General features: G+C 73.8%; 18 protein-coding genes, 1 pseudogene and 1 riboswitch. Of the genes and pseudogenes, 9 read left to right on the top strand and 10 right to left on the bottom strand.

The genetic code is table 11. The features are described from left to right. Nucleotides 1-333 precede the first annotated feature (333 nt). Nucleotides 334-1,959 (top strand): annotated as a pseudogene (locus NH602_RS32230) (ComEC/Rec2 family competence protein); the annotation flags it as partial. A gap of 240 nt (nt 1,960-2,199) precedes the next feature. On the opposite strand, the gene thrC reads toward NH602_RS32230, so the two are convergent. Beyond that, the gene (thrC, locus tag NH602_RS15485) at nt 2,200-3,468 is read right to left on the bottom strand and encodes a threonine synthase (protein WP_073578019.1); all 1,269 of its coding nucleotides are present in this window, start codon (nt 3,466-3,468) and stop codon (nt 2,200-2,202) included. 6 nt (nt 3,469-3,474) lie between these two features. After that, nucleotides 3,475-3,628: riboswitch (SAM riboswitch) on the bottom strand. A 140-nt stretch (nt 3,629-3,768) separates the two neighbouring features. Here thrC and holA point away from each other — a divergent pair. After that, a complete protein-coding gene (holA, locus tag NH602_RS15490; protein ID WP_179760589.1) occupies nt 3,769-4,737 on the top strand; it encodes a DNA polymerase III subunit delta in 969 nt (322 codons plus the stop codon). 175 nt (nt 4,738-4,912) lie between these two features. Here the strand turns inward: holA and rpsT are convergent, their stop codons facing one another. Next, entirely contained in the window at nt 4,913-5,176 is a 264-nt protein-coding gene (gene rpsT, locus NH602_RS15495; RefSeq protein ID WP_062401442.1) for a 30S ribosomal protein S20, read from the bottom strand. Nucleotides 5,177-5,347: 171 nt separating this feature from the next. Beyond that, a complete protein-coding gene (cynS, locus tag NH602_RS15500) occupies nt 5,348-5,812 on the bottom strand; it encodes a cyanase (RefSeq protein WP_253068178.1) in 465 nt (154 codons plus the stop codon). 229 nt (nt 5,813-6,041) lie between these two features. On the opposite strand from cynS, the gene lepA reads away from it, so the two are divergent. Beyond that, entirely contained in the window at nt 6,042-7,904 is a 1,863-nt protein-coding gene (lepA, locus tag NH602_RS15505; RefSeq protein ID WP_073578017.1) for a translation elongation factor 4, read from the top strand. Between the two features lie 87 nt (nt 7,905-7,991). On the opposite strand, the gene NH602_RS15510 is transcribed toward lepA, so the two are convergent. Together NH602_RS15510 and NH602_RS15515 are read right to left on the bottom strand one after the other, a co-directional pair. Continuing rightward, nucleotides 7,992-8,420 carry a MarR family winged helix-turn-helix transcriptional regulator gene (locus tag NH602_RS15510; RefSeq protein WP_073578016.1) on the bottom strand — a complete coding sequence of 143 codons (429 nt, stop codon included), beginning with the start codon at nt 8,418-8,420 and terminating at the stop codon, nt 7,992-7,994. Between the two features lie 221 nt (nt 8,421-8,641). Continuing rightward, nucleotides 8,642-9,607, bottom strand: a complete 966-nt coding sequence (locus tag NH602_RS15515) for a zinc-binding dehydrogenase (protein WP_253068179.1) — start codon at nt 9,605-9,607, stop codon at nt 8,642-8,644. Between the two features lie 44 nt (nt 9,608-9,651). Between NH602_RS15515 and NH602_RS15520 the strand changes: the two genes are divergently transcribed. Further along, the gene (locus NH602_RS15520; protein WP_020626278.1) at nt 9,652-9,834 is read left to right on the top strand and encodes a hypothetical protein; all 183 of its coding nucleotides are present in this window, start codon (nt 9,652-9,654) and stop codon (nt 9,832-9,834) included. Between the two features lie 4 nt (nt 9,835-9,838). On the opposite strand, the gene NH602_RS15525 is transcribed toward NH602_RS15520, so the two are convergent. Next, nucleotides 9,839-10,684, bottom strand: a complete 846-nt coding sequence (locus NH602_RS15525; RefSeq protein ID WP_253068180.1) for an NAD-dependent protein deacetylase — start codon at nt 10,682-10,684, stop codon at nt 9,839-9,841. A gap of 382 nt (nt 10,685-11,066) precedes the next feature. Here NH602_RS15525 and NH602_RS15530 point away from each other — a divergent pair, with 382 nt between their 5' ends. Further along, on the top strand, nt 11,067-11,219 hold the full coding sequence (locus NH602_RS15530; RefSeq protein WP_253068181.1) for a hypothetical protein: 153 nt from the start codon (nt 11,067-11,069) through the stop codon (nt 11,217-11,219). A 304-nt stretch (nt 11,220-11,523) separates the two neighbouring features. On the opposite strand, the gene NH602_RS15535 is transcribed toward NH602_RS15530, so the two are convergent. Genes NH602_RS15535 through NH602_RS32235 form a run of 3 tightly spaced genes read right to left on the bottom strand, consistent with a single transcriptional unit; the run spans nt 11,524 to nt 13,058 of the window. Continuing rightward, nucleotides 11,524-12,312, bottom strand: coding sequence for an enoyl-CoA hydratase-related protein (locus NH602_RS15535; RefSeq protein WP_073578012.1), 789 nt, complete (start codon nt 12,310-12,312; stop codon nt 11,524-11,526). Nucleotides 12,313-12,329: 17 nt separating this feature from the next. After that, nucleotides 12,330-12,779, bottom strand: coding sequence for an OsmC family protein (locus tag NH602_RS15540; protein ID WP_073578011.1), 450 nt, complete (start codon nt 12,777-12,779; stop codon nt 12,330-12,332). Between the two features lie 36 nt (nt 12,780-12,815). Continuing rightward, complete coding sequence (locus NH602_RS32235) at nt 12,816-13,058, bottom strand: putative leader peptide (protein WP_374210179.1); 243 nt, start codon at nt 13,056-13,058, stop codon at nt 12,816-12,818. Between NH602_RS32235 and NH602_RS15545 the strand changes: the two genes are divergently transcribed. Next, complete coding sequence (locus NH602_RS15545) at nt 13,039-13,899, top strand: LLM class F420-dependent oxidoreductase (RefSeq protein WP_073578010.1); 861 nt, start codon at nt 13,039-13,041, stop codon at nt 13,897-13,899. The two genes, NH602_RS32235 and NH602_RS15545, sit on opposite strands and share 20 nt — an antisense overlap. Before the next feature lie 9 nt (nt 13,900-13,908). Here the strand turns inward: NH602_RS15545 and NH602_RS15550 are convergent, their stop codons facing one another. Continuing rightward, nucleotides 13,909-14,151, bottom strand: a complete 243-nt coding sequence (locus NH602_RS15550) for a hypothetical protein (RefSeq protein ID WP_100880107.1) — start codon at nt 14,149-14,151, stop codon at nt 13,909-13,911. 314 nt (nt 14,152-14,465) lie between these two features. On the opposite strand from NH602_RS15550, the gene NH602_RS15555 reads away from it, so the two are divergent. The 3 genes from NH602_RS15555 (at nt 14,466) to NH602_RS15565 (ending at nt 17,487) form a co-directional block, all read left to right on the top strand. Further along, on the top strand, nt 14,466-14,933 hold the full coding sequence (locus NH602_RS15555) for a ribonuclease domain-containing protein (RefSeq protein ID WP_253068182.1): 468 nt from the start codon (nt 14,466-14,468) through the stop codon (nt 14,931-14,933). Then, nucleotides 14,930-15,301: a barstar family protein gene (locus NH602_RS15560; protein ID WP_253068183.1), complete on the top strand. Its 372-nt coding sequence runs from the start codon at nt 14,930-14,932 to the stop codon at nt 15,299-15,301. The genes NH602_RS15555 and NH602_RS15560 overlap by 4 nt, the downstream gene beginning before the upstream one ends. A gap of 233 nt (nt 15,302-15,534) precedes the next feature. After that, nucleotides 15,535-17,487 carry an FAD/NAD(P)-binding domain-containing protein gene (locus tag NH602_RS15565; protein WP_253068184.1) on the top strand — a complete coding sequence of 651 codons (1,953 nt, stop codon included), beginning with the start codon at nt 15,535-15,537 and terminating at the stop codon, nt 17,485-17,487. Nucleotides 17,488-17,566: the final 79 nt, after the last annotated feature.

The raw sequence follows: 17,566 nt of genomic DNA on the forward strand, positions 1-17,566 counted from the left end.
GCCGCGGCCGGGTGCGCCCTCGTCGCGGCCGTCCTGGTCACCGTCCACGCGGCCGCGCTGGCGTCGCACCCGCTGCGGGCACCCGCCGACCGCGGTGCCGCCGCCGAGGTCCGCGTCCGGCTCACCGACGACCCCCGGCTCCTGCGCAGCACCACCGGCGGCGGCGACGAGTCCGGCGCCGCCCGGGCGATGGCGCTGGTACCCACCGAGCTCGTCACAGCCACCGTCGGCGGGGACCGGGCGACCACCGGCGGGAAGCTCCTGCTCCTGGCCCCGGCGGCGAGCTGGACCGGGCTGCTCCCCGGCCAGGAGGTCTCCGCCGCCGGGCTGCTCATGCCCGCACAGCGCCCCGACCTCACGATCGCCGTGCTGAAGGTCCGGGGTGCGCCGCAGGACGTAACCGCGCCGCCCTGGTGGCAGACCGGGGCCGGGGCGCTGCGCGACGGCCTGCGCGACGCGGCGGTCTCCGCGCTGCCCGAGGCACCCGCGGGACTGCTGCCCGGGCTCGCGATCGGGGACACCCGCGCCCAGCTCGCCGAGACCGAGCAGGACTTCCGCACCGCCGGGCTCGCGCATCTCACCGCCGTCTCCGGGGCCAACGTCGCGATCATCACCGGGGCGGTGCTGCTCCTCCTGCGCCTGTTCCGGACCGACCCGCGGATCGCGGCCGCGGCCGCGATGCTGGCCCTGGTCGGGTTCGTCGTGCTGGCCCGGCCGTCACCGTCGGTACTGCGGGCGGCGGTCATGGGCGGGGTGGTGCTGATCGCGTTCGCGGCCGGCCGCGCCCGGTCGGCGGTGCCCGCGCTGGCGGTGGCCGTGCTCGGCCTGCTGCTGGCCGCCCCCGACCTGGCCGTCGACGCCGGGTTCGTGCTCTCCGTCGTCGCCACCGGTGCACTGGTCCTGCTCGGCCCGGGCTGGACGGCGGCGTTGCGACGGCGCGGGCTGCCGTCCGGACCGGCCGAGGCACTGGTCGTCCCGGTCGCCGCGGCCCTGGCCACCGCGCCGGTGATCGCCGGGCTCAACGGGGGAGTCGGGCTGGTCACCGTGGTGGCGAACCTGCTCGCGGCGCCCGCCGTCGCCCCCGCGACGGTGCTGGGCGTGCTCGGTGCGGTGCTGTCCGCGGTGAGCCCGGCCGCCGCATGGTGCTGCGCCTGGCTGGCGGGACCGTTCGTGTGGTGGCTGGTGGTGGTCGGGGACCGGGCCGCCGCGGTGCCCGGTGCCACCGTGCCGTGGCCCGCGGGGGCGGGCGGCGCGCTGCTGCTCACCGGGGTGCTGGTCGTGCTACTGGCGATGGGCCGGGTGCCCCGGCTGCGGGCGCTGTTGCTGGCCCTGCTGGTCGGGCTGCTCGTCGTCCTCGTCCCGACCCGGTTCGCGCCGCCCGGATGGCCGCCCGCCGGGTGGCGGATGGTGGCCTGCGACGTCGGTCAGGGCGACGCGCTCGTCCTCGCCACCGGTACCCCCGGGCACGCCGTCCTGGTCGACACCGGGCCGACCGACGACGCCGTCGACACCTGCCTGGACCGGCTCGGCGTCCGGGTCCTGGAGCTCGTGGTGATCACCCATTTTCACGCCGACCACGACGGCGGACTCGCCGGCGCGCTGCGTGGCCGCGCCGCGGGCGGCATCGCCGTCGGGCCGGTACGGGAGCCGGCGTCCGGGCTGCGTGACATCACCCGGCGTGCCGAGGAGGCCGGTGCCCCGGTGGTGGGGCTCGCGCGCGGGATGGCGCTGGGCTGGCCGGAGCTGCGCCTGCAGGTCCTCGGTCCGGTCCACCCGCCCCTGACGGTCGACGGCAGCGACGGGACGGCGGTCAACGACATCTCGCTGCTGCTGCGCGCGACCACCCCGGCCGCGACGATCCTGCTGACCGGCGACGCCGAGCTGGTCGCCCAGGACGACCTGCTCGACTCCGGGGCCGACCTGCGGGCGGACGTGCTGAAGATGCCCCACCACGGGTCCCGCAAGGTGGTCCCGCGGCTGATCACGGCCGTCGCGCCGCGGGCGGCGGTGATCAGCGTCGGAAACGGCAACAGCTACCGGCACCCCAACGCGGAGCTGGTGGACCGGCTCGCCGGGGCGGGGATCGTCGTCGCACGCACCGACCGGTCCGGCGACCTGGCCCTGACCGGCGACGACCCGGCCGGGCTGACGGTGGTCGCGCGGGGCGACCCCCGTCCGGCGCCCGGCCGGCGGGGCCGGTCAGCCTCGGTTCGCCAGCGCCTCGCGGACCGCGGCGGACGTCGACGGCACGGTCGCCGTCGGGCCGACCTCGCCGGAGACGGCGTCGAGGGTCTTGAGGCCGTCTCCGGTGATCATGAGGACGGTCTCGGCGTCGGGGTCGAGTGCCCCGGCCTCGAGCAGCTTCCTGGTGGTCGCGATGGTGACCCCGCCCGCGGTCTCGGCGAACACGCCCTCGGTGCGGGCCAGGAGCCGGATGCCGGCGACGACCTCCTCGTCGGACACGTGCCCCACCGAGCCGCCGGTGCGGCGCACCGAGTCGAGGACGTACGGACCGTCGGCCGGGTTCCCGATCGCCAGCGAGCGCGCGATGGTGTCCGGCTTCTGCGGCTGGATCACGTCGTGGCCGGCCTCGAAGGCCCGCGCGACCGGCGAGCAGCCGGTGGCCTGGGCGCCGAACACGGTGTACGGGGTGGGCTCGACCAGACCCAGGGTGCCGAGCTCGGTGAACCCCTTGTCGATCTTGGTGAGCTGGGAGCCGGACGCCACCGGGACCACGACCTGCTGCGGGAGCCGCCAGCCGAGCTGCTCGGCGACCTCGTAGCCCAGGGTCTTCGAGCCCTCGGCGTAGTACGGCCGGACGTTGACGTTCACGAACGCCCAGTCCTCGTGCTCGGCGGCCAGCTCGGTGGCGAGCCGGTTGACGTCGTCGTAGTTGCCGTCGACGGCGAGCAGGGTGCCGCCGTAGACGGCGGTGGTGACGATCTTCGCCTGCTCCAGCGAGGACGGGATCAGCACGACCGAGTCCCAGCCGGCACGGGCGGCCGCGGCGGCGACGGCGTTGGCCAGGTTGCCCGTCGAGGGGCAGCACAGCACCGAGAAGCCGAGCTCACGGGCGGCGGCGAGCGCGACGGCGACGACGCGGTCCTTGAACGAGTGCGTCGGGTTGCCCGTGTCGTCCTTGATCCAGATCTTGCGGACGCCGAGCGCGCGGGCCAGGTTGTCGGCCTCGATCAGCCGGGTCAGGCCGGGCTCGGTGTTCGCATGCTGCTCGACGGTCGACGGGACCGGCAGCAGGTCCTTGTAGCGCCAGATCGACTTCGGCCCGGCCTCGATGGAGGCGCGGGTGACCGTCGGGAACTCGTAGGCGACCTCGAGGGGGCCGAAACAGCGCGGGCACGCGAACTCCGCGGCGAGCGGGATCTCGTGGCGGCACTCGCGGCACGCGAGAGCGCGCGCGGAGCCGAGGTCGTAGGCGGAGGTGGTTTCGGGCGCAGCAGTGAGAGTCACGAGATCTCCTCATCTGTCCCGCCGGATGTGGCGGGCCGGAATTGGCACCGTGTTCGTCGACGTCCTCGCCACGCGGAATGCGCAGGTCTGGGCGGATCGTCGTGCGACGCCGGTTGCCGGGGCTTCAACGGGCCGTTCCCTCTGCCCCTCTGGATGAGCCATATGCGGTTGTGGTGCTCCGGACGCCGGGCGCCGGAATCGACGACGACCGTACGCGAGCGGGACACCCCACCGCCAGGCGACGTTCTCCGGTCGGGACGCGACTCTCCCGTTGTCGGAGGTGTGGGCCACCATGGGGGTGTGAGCAGCACGAGCGAACCGGGCCCGCTGCAGCTGGTCGTCGGGGACGAGGAGTTCCTGGCCGAGCGGGCGGTGTCCGACCTGGTCCGGCGCGCCCGGCAGCGCGATCCGGAGACCGAGCTGCGCCGCTTCCGCACCTCCGAGGTGGCACCCGGCGAGCTCGCCGGGCACCTCAGCCCCTCGCTCTTCGCGGAGGGCAGGGTGATCGTGCTCACCCACGGTCAGGACGCGAACAAGGACATGACCGCCGCCATCGCCGACTACGTGAAGGACCCGGCCGACGGGATCGTGCTCGTGGTCCAGCACGCCGGGGGAGCGAAGGGCAAGGCGGTCCTGGATCTGATGCGCAAGGCCGGGGCGCACACCGTCACCTGCAACCGCATCACCCGCGCCGACGAGCGGTCGGACTTCGTGCGCGACGAGGTCCGCCGCCACGGCGGCACGATCACGCCCGGGGCGCTCGCGGTGCTGGTCGAGGCGGTCGGGTCGGACCTGCGGGAGCTGGCGGCCGCGGCCGGGCAGCTCGTCGCGGACACCGGCGGCGCCGTGGACGAGGCCGGGGTGCGGCGCTACCACCGCGGCCGGGCCGAGTCCTCGGGCTTCGCGGTGGCCGACGCGGCGGTCGCGGGGGACCGGCGGGCGGCGATGGAGGCGCTGCGGTGGGCGCTGGTGCTCGGTGTCCCGCACGTGCTGATCGCCGACGCGCTCGCGGACTCGGTGCGCACCCTGGCCAAGGTCGGCTCGGCCGGGCGGGGCGACCCGAACCGGCTGGCCGGGGAGCTGGGCATGCCGCCCTGGAAGATCCGCAAGGCGCAGCAGACGGTCCGGCAGTGGCGCCCGGAGCAGCTCGCCGTCGCCATCGCGGCGACGGCGCGGGTGAACGCCGACGTCAAAGGCGTCGCCGCGGACGCGGGGTACGCATTGGAGCGGGCCGTGCTGGCCGTCGTGTCCGCGCGCACCCCGCGCTGACCCGGCCGGACCCCCGAGCGCTCGACAGCGCCGCCCCGCGGGCCCCGGGAGCGGCGACGGTGCCGCCCCGCTCGGCCCCGGGGACACCGGCCGTGCCGGGCCGCCCGGGGTCCGGAAAGACGACGACGGCGCCGCCCGGGTGGGGCGGCGCCGTCGTCGGAAGAACCGGGGTGGCTCAGGCCTGGACGTCGTTGAGACGCTTGGCCAGGGCCGACTTGCGGTTGGCCGCCTGGTTCCGGTGGATGACGCCCTTGCCGGCCGCCTTGTCGAGGGCCTTGGCCGCCTTGCGCTGCAGCTCCACGACGTTGTCGGCGCCGGAGTCGGCGGCCTCGCGGAAGTGGCGGATCGCGGTCTTGACCGACGACTTCACCGACTTGTTGCGCTGCCGGCGCTTCTCGTTGGTCTTGACTCGCTTGATCTGCGACTTGATGTTGGCCACGTCTGCCTCTGGTCTTCCTGCCTGCTGGTCGGCTGGTGAGTGTTCTCGTCCGGGTCCGCTCCGGCGGCACCGAACAGCATCACTGGAGAGAGGGTCCAGGCCGTTTCGGGCGAGCACGCCGAGCGCTCGACGCACAAGGTTACCAGCGGCGTCGTCGCGCCCTGTGCCGGGTCACCAGACGCGGTAGGGCAGGAACTTCCCGTTGAGGGTGATCACGGCCCGGTCGCCCTTGGGGTCGGGCACCCGCTGCAGGTCCAGCTCGAAGTCGATGGCCGAGACGATGCCGTCGCCGAACTCCTCGCGGACCAGCTCCGAGATCGTCGTTCCGTACACCTGGACCATCTCCGAGAGCCGGTAGACCAGTGGGTCGGTGAGGTCCACCGCGGCCGCGCCGCGGACCGGCGGGAGGGTGAGCGCGTCGACGACGTCGGGGTCCAGGTCGAGCAGCGAACCCGCGGTCTCGGCCTGCTCGCGGGTCAGCGTCTGCTGTCCGAGCAGGGCCGAGGTGGACCACTCGACCGGGTGGCCCAACGCCTCGGCGATCTTGTCCCAGGTGAGGCCCAGCTTCTTCTTGCGGGCCAGTACGACGCGGGCGGCGCCCAGTCGGTCGAGCGGGGGGACGGGGGTGACCGACACGGTGACTCCTCCGGGTGGGGGTGGCTGACCCGTTCGATCGTGCGCGATCGGTGGGCGGGCGGCAACGCCGGGACGCGCCGCGTGAACGGCGTGTGACGATCTGCGGTGCCACCACGGCGGTCGCCCGGCCCGACATGGGACGATGGGACCCAGTGCCCCGAGCCCCGAGTGCCCTGAGCACCCGAAGTGCCCGAAGCCCCACGCATGAGCGAAAGCCGAGTACAGCCGAGTGACGACGTACGCCGACCGCACGTTCACCCCGCCGGAGCGCATCCGGAACTTCTGCATCATCGCCCACATCGACCACGGGAAGTCCACCCTGGCCGACCGGATGCTGCAGGTCACGGGAGTGCTGAGCGATCGTGACGCCCGGGCCCAGTACCTGGACCGGATGGACATCGAGCGCGAGCGCGGCATCACGATCAAGGCGCAGAACGTCCGACTGCCGTGGACCGCGAAGAACGCCGACGGCGTCGAGACCGAGCACGTCCTGCACCTGATCGACACCCCCGGCCACGTCGACTTCACCTACGAGGTCTCCCGGGCGCTCGAGGCGTGCGAGGGCGCGATCCTGCTGGTCGACGCCGCGCAGGGGATCGAGGCGCAGACCCTGGCCAACCTGTACCTGGCCATGGAGAAGGACCTGCACATCATCCCGGTCCTGAACAAGATCGACCTGCCCGCCGCGGACCCGGAGCGCTACGCCGCGGAGATCGCGCACATCACCGGCTGCGAGCCGGAGGACGTGCTGCGGTGCAGCGCCAAGACCGGTGAGGGCGTGGAGGCGGTGCTCGACGCCGTCATCGCGCAGGTCCCCGCCCCGGTCGGCGACGCCGACGCCCCCGCCCGCGCGATGATCTTCGACTCGGTCTACGACACCTACCGCGGCGTCGTCACCTACATCCGGGTCGTCGACGGGAAGCTCTCCCCGCGCGAGAAGATCAAGATGATGTCCACCGGTGCCGAGCACGAGCTGCTCGAGATCGGCATCGTCTCCCCGGAGCCCAAGCCGTCCGCCGGCCTGGGGGTCGGCGAGGTCGGCTACCTCATCACCGGGGTGAAGGACGTCCGTCAGTCCAAGGTCGGCGACACCGTCACGTCCAAGCGCAACGGGGCCACCGCGCCACTGACCGGCTACCGCGAGCCGCAGCCGATGGTCTACTCCGGGCTCTACCCGATCGACGGCTCGCAGTACCCCGACCTGCGCGAGGCGCTGGACAAGCTGCAGCTCAACGACGCCGCGCTCACCTACGAGCCCGAGACCTCGGCCGCGCTCGGCTTCGGCTTCCGCTGCGGCTTCCTCGGCCTGCTGCACCTGGAGATCACCCGCGAGCGGCTCGAGCGCGAGTTCGACCTCGACCTGATCTCCACCGCACCCAACGTCGTCTACCAGGTCACCACCGACGACGGCGAGGAGATCGAGGTGACCAACCCCAGCGACTGGCCGGTGGGCAAGGTCGCCGAGGTCCGCGAGCCGATCACCAAGATCACCATCCTGGCGCCGTCGGAGTTCGTCGGCACCATCATGGAGCTCTGCCAGAGCCGGCGCGGCCAGCTCGGCGGGATGGACTACCTGTCCGAGACCCGCGTCGAGCTGCGCTACACGATGCCGCTCGGCGAGATCATCTTCGACTTCTTCGACAACCTGAAGTCCCGCACGCGCGGCTACGCCAGCCTCGACTACGAGGAGGCCGGCGAGCAGGTGGCCGACCTGGTGAAGGTCGACATCCTGCTGCAGGGCGAGGCCGTCGACGCGTTCTCCGCGATCGTGCACAAGGAGTCGGCGTACTCCTACGGCACCTCGATGGCGACCAAGCTGCGCGAGCTCATCCCGCGCCAGCAGTTCGAGGTGCCGATCCAGGCCGCCGTCGGCGCCCGGATCATCGCCCGCGAGACGATCCGCGCGATCCGCAAGGACGTCCTCGCCAAGTGCTACGGCGGCGACATCTCCCGCAAGCGCAAGCTGCTGGAGAAGCAGAAGGAGGGCAAGAAGCGGATGAAGACGATCGGCCGCGTCGAGGTCCCGCAGGAGGCCTTCGTCGCCGCGCTGTCCACCGGTGGCGGGACGGCTACCGAGAAGCCCAAGAAGTAGCCCCCCGGACGCGAAGCGGGCCCGACTCCCGGCTGGGGGTCGGGCCCGACGTGTACGTGGTGGGGGGCGGGGGAGCGCGGGGGCGGTCTACATGACCGAGCCCGCCCGGGGGCCGGGGATCGGCCCGTCGCACGACGCGGGCCGGGCGGCGGGGGCACGGCGCGGCGACAGGATGCGCTGCACCCGCTGGCAGACGGACTCGACGACCGTCCGGCCCTCGGCCGACAGGTGCACCAGCACGCGGCGCCGGTCGAGCGGGTCGGCCGACCGGTAGGCCAGCTTCTTCTCGACGAGGCGGTCCACGATCCGGGTGGCCGTGGGGGCGGGCAGCGACGTGTGTCCCGCGACCTCGCCCATGCTGCGGCCGGTGCCGCGGGCGAGCATCAACAGGACCCGCCAGCCGTCACGGCTGACGTCCGTCGAGGACGGGTTGGTGGACAGGGCTGTGGCCACGGCGTGGTCGACCCGGTCCAGGAACTCGACGACACCCGCGGCTCCAGGCGTCGGGGCAGCCATGGTGGCAGTCCCCGACGCCCGTCGACTCAAAGGCTCGGTCACGATGACGCACTGTACTTGCCGAACGGGCGAAATCCGACCCTGTCCTGGGCAAACGTCCCCCGAGCGCCGGGCGGTCGTCACGCAGCGATGACCGACAGGCCGACGACCAGCGATTACGTAGACCGCTTGACGTTCACCAACGACATCACGACTGCATCACACCCGGATCACGTAACGCCCTAGCGGGTCAGGACGATCTTCCCCGCCGTGCGCCCCGCGGCCATCGCCTCGAACGCCTCCTTCGCGGAGTCCATCGGCAGTTCTGTCCCGATCTCCGGCGCGATCCCGGCCGTCGCCACGAAGTTCATGAGATCCGCGAGCTCCGGCCGCGTCCCCATGGTCGCGCCGACCACCTCGAGCTGGAGGAAGAACAGCCGCTGCAGGTCCGCGGGCGGGTTCGGGCCCGAGGTGGAGCCGCAGACGACGATGCGGCCACCGGGACGCAGCGCCCGCATGGAGTGCTTCCAGGTGGCCTCGCCGACCGACTCCATGACGGCGTCGACCTTGCCCGGCAGCCTCGCCCCGGACTCGAACGTGGCGTGCGCGCCGAGCCGCTCGGCCAGTGCGCGCTTCTCCTCGTCGCGGCCGGTGACCCACACCTGGAAGCCCGCGGCGCGGCCCAGCTGGACCAGCGCCGTCGAGACGCCGCCGGAGGCGCCCTGGACGAGCACCGTCTGGCCCGGCTGCAGGCCCGACTTGGTGAACAGCATCCGGTACGCGGTCAGCCAGGCGGTGCCCAGGACGGCGCCCTGGCCGGGGGTGAGGCCCTTCGGGGCGGGGACCGCGTTGCGCGCCGGGACGATCACCGTGTCGGCCATCGTGCCCTGGTGGCGCTCGGTGAGCAGGGTGCGCTTCGGGTCGAGCGTCTCGTCGCCGCGCCAGTCAGGGTCGCCGATGATCGGGTAGAGGACGACCTCGGTGCCGTCGTCGAGGGTCCCGGCGCCGTCGCAGCCGAGGATCATGGGGAACTGGTCGGGCTTGATGCCGACCCCGCGCAGCGTCCACAGGTCGTGCATGTTGAGGCTGGCGGCGGAGACGTTGACGGAGACCCAGCCGTCGGGGACCTCCGGGTCGGGCCGCTCGCCCACGACGAGGGAGTCGAGGGGAGCGTCGGCGTTGGGCTCCTGCGCATAGACAGCGAACATGGCCCCGAACCTAATGCCTGGGCCCGGGGACTACCGTGTGGAGTGTGCGCACGATCATCGACGGCTGGGACGCGTTCGAGCTGTGGCTCACCGGCCTGCCGTTCGTGGTGCAGGTCGTGTTCGTGACGGTGGTGGTCCTGCCCGCGTGCGCGCTGGTCGCGATCGGTGCCGACCGGGCCACCCGGCGCTTCGACACCCCCCGCGGGCGTCGCGACGGCGGGGCCTGAGCGCTCAGACCGGCTGGGCCGCGAGTGCGGCGAGCGCCTCCGAGCAGCCCGCGTCGACGCGCAGGTCGGCGAGTTCGTCGCCCCGGGTCGCCCCGCGGTTGACGATCACGACCGGCACCTCCGCCCGATGCGCGGCCCGGACGAACCGCAGCCCCGACATGACGGTGAGCGAGGACCCGGCGACGAGCAGCGCGCCGTCCTCGGGGGTCAGCGCGGCCACCATCGCGTAGCAGCGCGCCACCCGGTCCTTCGGCACGTTCTCCCCGAAGAACACGACGTGCGGTTTGAGGACCCCGCCGCACGACGCGCACGGCACGATCCGGAAGCCGTCGGTGATCTCCACCGCGGCGTCGCCGTCGGGGGCCGTCTCGACCTGCGCGCTGTGCGCCTCGGTGAAGCCGGGGTTGAGCGCGGTGAGCCGGGCCTGCAGCGCGTCGCGCGGGGTGATGCGGCGGCAGTCCAGGCAGACGACCTCGTCGATGCGCCCGTGCAGGTCGACCACGCCGCGGCTGCCGGCCACGGAGTGCAGGCCGTCGACGTTCTGTGTGATCAGTCCGTCGACGACGCCCGCCGCCCCCAGTGCGGCCAGCGCGCGGTGTCCGGGGTTGGGGTCGGCGCGACGCATCCGGGCCCAGCCGACGTGGCTGCGCGCCCAGTACCGTCGCTGCGCGGGCTCCCCGGACACGAACTCGGAGTAGGTCATCGGGTTGCGCGGTCGTGAGCCCGGGCCGCGGTAGTCCGGGATGCCGGAGTCGGTGGACAGCCCGGCCCCGGTGAGGACGACGAGGCGTCGCCCGGCGAGCAGGTCCAGTGCCGCGCCCGGATCGGTGCTGACGACGGGGACGCTCATGTTCTCCAGGGTAGGCGCGCCCGGTGGCTCCCCGCCCCTCGGCGGCCCGCCCCACCTCCGCACACCCTCCGCCCTCGCCCGGCCGCCGCCGAACCCCCTTCGCCCAGCCGCGGCACGCCCCCACCCCCTGAGCCGCAGCAGGCCCCTCTCCCGCTGTGGTCGCGGCATACCCCCGGCTCTCCGGGCCGCCCGGCACGCTTCGCCGAGTGCCACACCGTGAACCCGTCGGGGCCGGCCCCGGGGCCGTGGGGTGCCACCCGGCATACCCCGGCGACCGGACCGGTTCGCGATCGCACACCGGGGACGCCGAACGGCCCCGCCCGGCACGGGTTCGCTCCGGACCTGCTGCTGAACGTCGCGGTCGCTACCGGGGCCGCGCGGGGTGGCCGGCGTTCCCGGCGTCCTGGGGCCCGCCGACCGGCGCGCCATGTTCCCGCCCGGGACCCGGCTGCGGTTGCTCCTGGTCCGGGCCGGCCCGCCGCGACCGGAGGTCCAGCACCCGGTGCTCGACGACGCCCGGCGCCGCGCGGTGTAGCTCGATCTCGCCGGTCCCGCGGCGCCCGTCGGCATCGAGTACGAGGTCGCCGACCACACCGGCCGCGACCCGGTCCTGCGTGAATCCGCGAGGGTGATCCGGCTCGTCGACGCCGGGTGGCGGGTCCACCGCTGCACCCGGTCGAACCTGCGTGGCGAGCCCGGGCGCATCGTCGCGGAGAGCGGCCGGCGCCGGATCACGCACCGAGTGGTACGCCGTGAACCCGCCCGAGGGGGTCCGAGGTGCCTGGTGTGCCACTCGGCGGGGCGGGCCGGGCCAGGCGAGCCGGGCCGGGGGCGCGGGCTCAGCCCTCCGGCACCCAGGACGGCGTCCGCTTCTCCCCGAAGGCCAGGATGCCCTCCTGTCCCTCCTCGGAGGCGAAGTACGAGGCGGACAGCGTGTTCATCGCGGCGAAGTCGTCGGACATCGTCGCGGGGCGCTCGCGGCGCAGCATCGCCTTCGCCCCGGCCAGGGCGCCGGGCGCACCGAGGCGCAGCATGCCGGTGTAGCGGGTCACCTCGTCGTCGAGGGCCTCCGCCGGGACGGCGCTGTTGATCAGCCCGACGGCGGCCGCGCGCCGCGCGTCGAAGGTCTCCCCGGTGAGGAAGAGCTCGTGCGCGGCGCGGGCGGACAGCCGGGGCAGCACGGTCACCGAGATGACCGCGGGCACGACCCCGATGCGGACCTCGGAGAAGGCGAAGGTGGCCGACTCGGCGGCGACGGCGATGTCGCACGCCGCCACGATCCCGACCCCACCGGCGCGGGCCGGGCCCGACAGCCGGGCGACGACCGGCTTGGGGGAGTCCCACAGCGTCGTCAGGATCCGCGGCACCTCGGTGACGCCCTGCTGCTCGGCGCCCGCACCGCGGGACTCCTTGAGGTCCATGCCCGCGCAGAACACCGTGCCGGTGTGGGTCAGCACGATCACCCGCACCGCGTCGTCGGCGATCGCCGCGTCGAGGTGTGCGATCAGCTCCCGGCGCAGCTGCGCCGAGAGTGCGTTGCGGTTGCGCGGGGAGTCCAGGGTGATCGTCGCGATCCCGGCCTCGACGGCCAGGTGGACGAGCTCGGGGGAGTCGACGGTGTCTGCCACCCCCGCAGACTAGGACCTCAGGCCTTCGTCCAGGTGCTGGTGATCGACACCCCGGCCAGGGCGAACAGCTGCGACACCGGGCAGCGGCGCTCGGTCTCCCGGGCCAGCTGCGCGACCTGCTCGTCGGTGCCGTCGGTGGTGATCACGGCGTCGACCCGCAGGTTCTGGAAGGTGGTCTCACCATCGCGGTGGGTGCCGGTGGTCATCGTCGTCGGGTTGAAGTCGGCGGCGACGTCGAAGCGCACGTGCTCGATCGTGATGCCGAGCTCCTTCGCGACGATCGAGCTGGTGACCTGGTTGCACGACGACAGCGACGCGAGCGTGTAGGCGAGCGGGCTGGGGTGCTCGTCCTTGCCGCCGAAGGCGGGGTAGGCGTCGGTCTCGATGACGTAGCCGGCGCCGTCGACCGCGACGGTCTGCGCGACGCCGGTGCCCTGGCCGCTGACGGCGAAGGTGACGAGAGGCATGGGTGATCTCCTGTACGAGGGGGTGCGGGGGACGGGTCAGGAGCGGGGACAGAGGGCCCCGGCCGTCCGGCCCAGGTCGATGTGCAGCCTCCGCACGAGCGCGATCACGGGATCAGTGAACCGCACCGAACGGTCGTGCGCGACGTGACGGAGCCGACCGAACCGGCGACGCCCGCGGTCCGATGGGCGCGGTGGCGCCGGTCGCCGGGAGAGGGCTACGCTCGAAACGGAGTTGGCTCCGTTTACGAGAGGACATGCCGTGGAGATCGGACTGCACATCGCGGACTTCACCTACCCGGCCGGGCCGACGGGCCTGGCCGACGACCTGTCCCGGATCGCCGTCGCGGCCGAGGAGCAGGGCTTCTCCCGGGTGAGCGTCATGGACCACCTCTGGCAGATCCGGCCGGTCGGGCCGGTCGAGACCGACATGCTCGAGGCGTACACGGTGCTCGGCTACCTGGCCGCCCGCACCGAGAAGGTCGACCTGCTGGCCTGGGTGACCGCGGTGACCTACCGCGACCCCGGCCTGCTGGTGAAGGCCGTGACCACTCTGGACGTGCTGTCGAAGGGGCGCGCGATGCTGGGTATCGGTGCCGCCTGGAACGACGAGGAGGCCACCGGGCTCGGACTGTTCTTCCCGCCGACCGCGGAGCGGTTCGAGCGGCTGGAGGAGACGCTGCGCATCGCCCGTCAGATGTGGAGCGACGACGACGGTCCCTTCGAGGGCGCCCACTACCGGCTCGGCGCCACGCTGAACACGCCGCAGCCGCTGCGCAGGCCGTACCCGCCGATCCTGATCGGCGGCGGTGGGGAGCGGAAGACGCTGCGCCTGGTCGCGCAGTACGCCGACGCGTGCAACCTGTTCGGCGGCCCCGAGCTGGAGCGCAAGCTGGACGTGCTGCGCACCCGCTGCGAGGAGGTCGGGCGCGATTACGACGAGATCGAGAAGACGGTCATGGCACGCCTCGACCCGGCCGACCCGAAGGCCGCGGTCGAGGAGCTGCGTGGCTACGCGGCACTCGGTGTGCAGCACGTGCACACCGTGGTGCCGGACGTGGCGGCGATCGAGCCGCTGCGGGTGTTCGGGTCGGAGATCATCCCGGCGGCAGCCGAGCTCTGACCCGCGCGGTCACCTGCCGGGTTGGCGGGGCATCGTCCGCAGGATCGCGACCTGCTGGTCCAGCTCGGCAGCGATCAGCTCGGCGTGCAGGGCGGCGGAGGCGCCGTCGTGCGCGGCGAGCGCGCGGTGCCGGCGCACCAGGTCGTCGATCGAGTCCAGCAGCCGGTCCACGGTCGAGCGGCCGGCCTGGGGTGCCGGGAGCTCCACGGGTGCGGGAGCCTCGGGCAGGGGGTGAATCAGCTCTGCGGTCATGCGACGTTCTCCGTTGAACGTGTCGGGATCGGGGCGTGTCATGCGCAGTCGTTCCTGGTCTCTCGAGCTCCGTTGTACCCGCTTCAACGCACTTTTACTGCGCGTAGAACAGGGGTGCGACGCAGGACACGGTGACCGGGCGCACCTACGCGGTGACCGGTCGTGATCATGGCCCGTCACGGACCCGCCGATGCGGTCGGCGGTCGAACGGAGGGTGGTCGTCGCGGCAGCCGTGGAAACGGCGGGTGACGGGACGGTGGCGGTTCGTCGCGACGTCTGTACCCGAACGGGTGACCCCACCTAGCGTCCGGACCATGATCATTCGACCGGATGCGCGGTCCGGGACGCGTGCCCTGATCGTCGGGGCACTCGTCGCCGTTCTGGCCGCCCTCGGCCTCGCCCTGCCCGCCGCGGCCGCCGCCGCACCCGCTCCGGCCGTGCCGGCCGCCGTCGCCGCTCCCGTCGCCCCGGCCGCCGTGCCGGGGGAGCAGGAGTCCGGGCTGCCGGTGCGGGCGCTGTCGTCGCTGCCGTCCCAGGCCACCGACACTTATCGGCTGATCCGCTCCGGTGGGCCGTACCCGTACAGCCAGGACGGGACGACCTTCCAGAACCGGGAGGGGATCCTGCCCGCGAAGTCCTCGGGCTACTACACGGAGTTCACCGTGCCGACCCCCGGCGCGAGCACCCGCGGCGCCAGGCGGATCGTCACCGGATCGGGCGGGGAGTACTACTACACGGCCGACCACTACGCCTCGTTCGTCGTGGTAGACGTCTCGAGGTGAGCACCCTTCCCCGTGAGAGCGCCGGAACCGCCCTCGCCGTCGACGCGGCCCGGGGGCGGGCCGGTGGCTCCGGTCTCGTCGCCGTCGTCGAGGGGGTCGCGGACCGCGCCGCGGTCCTGTCCGCCCTCGGCCGGGCGCTGAGCTTCCCCGAGTACTACGGCCACAACCTCGACGCGCTGGCGGACTGCCTCGGCGACCTGTCCTGGCTGCCCGCCGGACCGGTCGAGCTCGTCGTCGCCGACGGTCCGCTCGCCGCGGCCGACCCCGGCACCCACGCGACGGTCCTGGAGATCCTCGCCGAGGCCGTCGCCACGACGGCGGGGACCGACCGGCCGCTGCACGTCACCCTGGCCGGCCCGGCCGCCTGACGACCGTGCCGCCACCGGTCCCGCGCTCGCGGGCGGGGTACGGAATCCCGGGGGCCCGGTGCGGCGTTGAGGCCGGTGGACCGACCGTGGCGGGTGGCCACGGCGAGGGAGGCGACCTACCGTGGCATCCATGGGTCTCCGGCTGGTGAGGCGCAGGCACGTCGATCTGTGCCGCCTGCGGTGGGCGCCGTGAGGGGTCGTCAACCTCCGCCCGCCGACCCAGGAGCGCCCCGATGTCCCATGGCCCGCACGCCCCGTCCGTCGTGATCGTCGGCGCCGGCCCCCGAGGGGCCGGCGTGCTGGAACGCATGGTCGCGAGTGCGCCCGAGCTGCTGTCCGACGCCCTCGCCGGGCCCGGCGTCGACGTCCACCTCGTCGACCCGTTCCCGGCCGGGGCGGGTCGCATCTGGCGGCACGCGCAGTCCCCGCTGCTCGCGATGAACTCGATGGCCGCCGACGTCACGATGTGGACCGACTCCTCGGTCGTCTGCGACGGCCCGGTGGCACCCGGCCCGTCGTTCTGGGACTGGGCGCAGGACCTGCGCGAGCACGGCGACCCGCGGGCCGAGCTCGGCCCGGAGCTCGCCGACGAGCTGGCACAGGTCACGGCGTCGACGTTCCCGTCGCGGCGGCTGCAGAGCCACTACCTCGCCGCGGTGCTGCGCGAGGTCGTCGGCCGGGCGCCGGCCGGGATGCGGGTGCACGTGCACCGCACCACCGCCGAGGCCCTCGACGAGGCCGACGGCAGGCAGGTCGTGACCCTCGCCGACGGCACCGTCCTGCGCGGCGACGCCGTCGTGCTCGCCTCCGGGCACCTCGACGCCACCCCCACCGACGACGAGATCGCGCTCGCCGCCCGCGCCGACGAGTTCGGCCTGCGCTACCTGCCCCCGGAGCAGACCTCCGACTCCGACCTCTCGGTGATCGCGCCGGGCGAGACCGTGCTGGCCCGCGGGCTGGGGCTGGCGTTCGTCGACCTCGTGGTGCTGTTGTTCGAGGGCCGCGGTGGGCGCTTCGTCGCCGACCCGGACGACGCCGACCCGAGCCGGCTGCGGTACGAGCCGTGCGGGCGGGAGCCGGTGCTCGTCGGCGGGTCTCCGCGCGGCGCGACCTACCACTCCAAGCCCCACTACCAGCTACGGGCCGGGCTTCCGCCGCTGCCGCGGTTCCTCGGCCCCGACGTCACCGACGACCTCATCGCCTCCGGCGGCCCGGTCGACGTCGCCACCCGGGTGTGGCCGCTGATGGCCAAGGAGATCGGCTGGGGCTGGTACCACGAGCTGTTCGTCGGCCACCCCGACCGCGTCCGCGCCGGGTGGGACGAGTTCGCCGGGCGGTTCGCCGCCGTCGCGCACGGCTCGCCCGAGGAGGCGGCGCTGATCGCCGAGCTGGTGCCCGACCCGCTCGACCGGCTCGACCTGACCGCGCTGGACCGCCCGCTCGACGGCGTGCACGCCCCGGACCTCGACGCCCTGCAACCCCTGGTACGCGAACGCATCGCCGAGGACCTGCGCCGGCACGTCGACGAGCGGCACACCCCGCACCTCGGCGCGTTCGTCGCGATGCTGTCGGTCTACACCGAGACCACCCGCCTGGCCGGGTCCGGGGTGCTCTCGCCGCGCTCGAAGGCGAGGGACATGCCGTGGTGGCAGTCGTTCTTCAACTCGGTCGCCTCCGGCCCACCCGGTTTCCGGGTCCGCCAGATGCTCGCCCTGTCCCGTGCCGGGTACCTGCGGTTCCTCGGCGCCGGGATGAGCGTCGACATCGACGCCGACGGCTTCCACGCCACCAGCACGACCCTGGCCGGGGCGGGGCCGGTGTCGACCCGGGTCCTGGTCGACGCCCGGCTGCCCGACCCGAGCGTCTCGCGCACGGTGGACGGGCTGCTGCGCGGCCTGCTCGCCCGCGGCGAGGCCGTCGAGGAGGTCCTGTACGACGACGACGGCGCCCCGCTACGCAACACCGGTCTGCTGTCGGTCCGTCCGGCCGACGGCGCGCTGCACACCGCGGACGGCGGGGTGCACGAGCGACGGTTCGCCGTCGGGCCGCACACGACGGTCAAGGTCGCCGGGGCGTTCACCCGGCCCGGGATGAACGCGCAGAGCCTGCGCTACAACGACGCCGTCGCCCGCGCCGTGCTGGGCGCCCTGCGCGGCGCCGCGTCCCGCGCCGTCCCGGCGGCCTGAGCCGTCCCGGGGGAGCCGGACCCGGTCGGTGTCAGTCGCGGGCGCCGACCGGCTCGGGGACCCGCTCCGGCTCGGCGAC

The sequence above is a fragment of the Pseudonocardia sp. McavD-2-B genome (genome assembly GCF_024124365.1).
Classification (GTDB): Bacteria; Actinomycetota; Actinomycetes; order Mycobacteriales; family Pseudonocardiaceae; genus Pseudonocardia; species Pseudonocardia alni.